1 protein-coding gene and 1 pseudogene are annotated in these 3,191 nt (G+C 56.6%); one reads left to right on the top strand and one right to left on the bottom strand.

Features of this window, described 5'->3' with window-relative positions; all coding sequences use genetic code 11:
* A pseudogene (locus VGE80_RS22700) lies at positions 1-1,177 on the bottom strand (hypothetical protein); the annotation flags it as partial.
* Between the two features lie 300 nt (positions 1,178-1,477).
* Here VGE80_RS22700 and VGE80_RS22695 point away from each other — a divergent pair.
* On the top strand, positions 1,478-2,869 hold the full coding sequence (locus VGE80_RS22695; protein ID WP_440594229.1) for an aspartate aminotransferase family protein: 1,392 nt from the start codon (positions 1,478-1,480) through the stop codon (positions 2,867-2,869).
* The last annotated feature ends 322 nt before the right edge of the window (positions 2,870-3,191 follow it).

Here is a 3,191-nt window from a genome sequence, read left to right as displayed (position 1 = left end):
TGAGTTTTTCGGAAGGGGCTTTCTTCTCGTCTGAGTCGGTCGGCGGTGAGTTTTCGGTGTCCGGTTTCTGCAAGCTGGGCAGCGGACTGATCGAGCCGTCTACGTGGACCTCGATTTCCAGCGGGACAGGGGCTTGACCGTCGGCGTGAGTTTGTCCGACGATCTTAAAATCCGTCACTCCTGGGGGAAGCAGGAAGTAGTAGCCTCCCTCTCGATCCTGGTAGACGCATCGGTACAGCGTGCGCGCGTGTTGCGCTACCAGTTCAAAGCCAAGGCCCTGGACCAGTGCGGGGATTGCCATGGAATCTCGGAAGACCGTAATGCTCTGGGCGCTGGTCTCTTTCGCGATCACCTTGCTGTATGTCTCAAGGAACGCGGTCGCAGAGGTAGTGATCTGGGAGAAACGCTTCTCTTCCAGGTTGAGAAGCTGATGAGACAGGTATTTCTTGAGTGTCGGCAGCTCGTCCAGTTCCACTCGATAGAACCGCGCCTGCTCGCCCGCATCGAGACTGACGGCGAGGCCTTCCGTCGATCCTTTCAGTCTGATTTGCATCATCTGGCTGTTGAGGGGGACGGGGTTTTGCTCCAGTTGGCTGAGGGCTTCGTCGACAAATTCCGAGGGAAGTTTGAAGTGTGATTTGCGAATCACGACCGGAGGAAGGTCCAGGCTTTCTGCCGTCTGTGCGCTGACTCGCCCTGTGATTTTGGTGCTCATCGATAGCGAAAATGCATAGATTCCGGCTGCGATGAGGGCCACTGCCAGAAGAGTGAATCCGATCCCTTTGGCCAGCGGGTTGGGTTTCTTCTTCTTTTCAGGGCGGCGAGTGATTGCTCTCGCGCGGGGCGGTGTTTCGACGGGCAGTTTTCCGAGGCGGTCGGTCACCGTTTCCGAGGGGGGCGGGAATTGCTGTTCGGAGTGGGTCAGTTCGGGCGGTGCCTCTGCAAACACGATGGGGCCATCCGTGTCGGGTTCGTCCTCTGCGGCCTGTAACGTCACAGGCTCATCTTCCTGCTTGAACAGTTCGACTTGCTGAGGGGCTTCGGTGTGAAGCGGTTGCGATTTGGATGGGACGGTGATCCGCATGGCGCATTTGGGGCATCGCCCTTTGCCCCCTTTGGCGCTGTCGGGAACACGGATGATTGCCTGGCAGTACCGGCAGGGGAACTCAATCGCCATGAGGGTCGGTTTCTCACAGAGTGAGGGGAATGTCACTTTCAGTTGTCATCCCATCATGCGGGTGACAACTGAAAAAGCAATCGGCCAAGTCGATTCCGGCTGCAGCGGGTCTGATGAAGGTAAGCGGAACGCGAATTCCACTTCGTCCGCGCAGAGCTGTGTGCTGCGCCTCGGAATTTCAACAAAATCGACGTGGCATCGCGGTTTTGTACATCAGCAGGCTTTTACCGATACCTGAATTTTGAAATACTCAAACAGACTTGAGAAAGGTACGGCTAAGACTTACTGGAAGACCACGCGATGACTGTGTCGATTGAATTCCCCAACGAAAACCGTTCAAACGTTGCTCGTAAGATTGTTGCTCAGCACGAACCCGTGGCGTTGCGGACGTTCACACCATCCCAGGCAGTCTTTGCCAAGTCGGCAGGTGTCTACCACTGGACGCCGGAAGGTCGAAAGCTGTACGACTATTCTTCCGGTGTGCTGGTTGCCAATCTGGGCCACAATCCCAAACGCTGGCTGCAGGCGCTGGGGCGGTATATGGGTTGGTCGCCCGAGTTTTTCGGTGGATCCCCCGCAGGGGCGAACGAGTATGTCCCCGCGGTAACGCTGACGGCGTACAACGGGATTACCGAAATCGAAACACAGGCTGTCGAACGTCTGCTGGCGAACCTTCGCCGCAGCAAAGGGAGTGAACGGCTCGACACAATCGTCTGGGCCGCTTCGGGATCGGAAGCGGTTCAGAAAGCAATCTGGGCAAGTCTTTCCCGGGATCGAACCCGAGACATCATTCTGGCGACCCGTTACGGGTTTCACGGAAAGAAGGGGCTCGCGAATGCCGTAACCGGATCAGAAAAGGATGCCGAAAGAGATCCACGAGTCCGATTCATCAGCTTCCCGATGGAAGAGATTATCGACGCGGGCTTTGATCCCGCCGCGATTGACCTGTCTAAATATCAGCAGGAACTCGAAGACCTGTGGCGCCAGTTCGGGCGGAAAATCTCGTGCCTGATTACCGAACCGTATCTGGGGGGGGGAGGAAGTTTCCATCCTCCTGCCGCTTATCATCAGATGCTGCAGAAGTTCTGTCGCGAGCATGACATTGTGTTGATCTTCGATGAAGTCCAGGCCAACTTTGGCCGGACCGGGGCGATGTACGCCTTCGAAGCTTATGGCATCGAACCTGACATGGTGGTGCTTGGCAAGGGCTTGGGGAACGGTATTCCGGTCGCCGCCGTAGCGTCTCGTGGTGATGTCTTCGCCACGATGAAGTATGGCGAGGCCTCCGATACGTGGAGTGCCAATCCGCTTTCCTGTGCAGCGGTTCTGTCAACGCTTGATGAGTTTGAATCGACGGACGTTCTGAATCATGCCCGCAAGCTGATGCCCCTCTTTATCAAGGGACTGGAACGCCTGAAATCAACTGGACTGGTGAACCACGTACGTGGGGAAGGGCTGGTGTTTGGGTTTGAGTGCGCCAGTGTTGGACAACTCACTGCCGGTGAAGTCGCCGCGAAAATCGTGCAGGCGTGTTACGTCGGTCAGGACAATACCGGCATTCACCTGCTGGGAGCTCTCGCAGGCAAGGTGCTGCGCGTCAGTCCACCGCTGACGATCACGGTGGAAGAAGCCAATCAGTCGCTCGACCTGTTGTATGACCTGATCGCATCACTGGCGAAAACAATTCGGTAGTCAGATTCCCCGTAAGACTTTTTCTGATGACAGGCGAACCGGACGGGGTGGTGCGCCTGTTCTTCTATTGAATTTCTCGACTTTTCATCTTGCTGAAGTGAAACGGATGTTTCACGCGGGTTCCGGCGCGCTTTGTCGCCGCGGTTGTTGCTGATGTCCCATCATGAGCGGGAGAAATCGCGCGCTGCCATTCTCCCTCTGCCGATCCCCCAGCGTCTCTCCCTGAGCGGCTGGGCTGTCCACGTCTTACGCTAAGTAATTCGACTGCCTCCGATCCCGTTCCCGGTTGATGTTTGTTGCGGGGGCGAGGGGCAGGTCATTT

The sequence above is a fragment of the Schlesneria sp. genome (assembly GCF_036405755.1).
In the GTDB taxonomy this organism is placed as follows: domain Bacteria; phylum Planctomycetota; class Planctomycetia; order Planctomycetales; family Planctomycetaceae; genus Schlesneria; species Schlesneria sphaerica.
The sequence above is the reverse complement of the archived record's forward strand: the minus strand, read 5'-3'. Positions and strand labels throughout refer to the sequence as shown.

What these genes read in the sequence shown, in the direction of transcription:
- VGE80_RS22695 (WP_440594229.1), top strand. Translation starts at nt 1,478, where the DNA reads ATGACTGTGTCGATTGAATTCCCCAACGAAAACCGTTCAAACGTTGCT.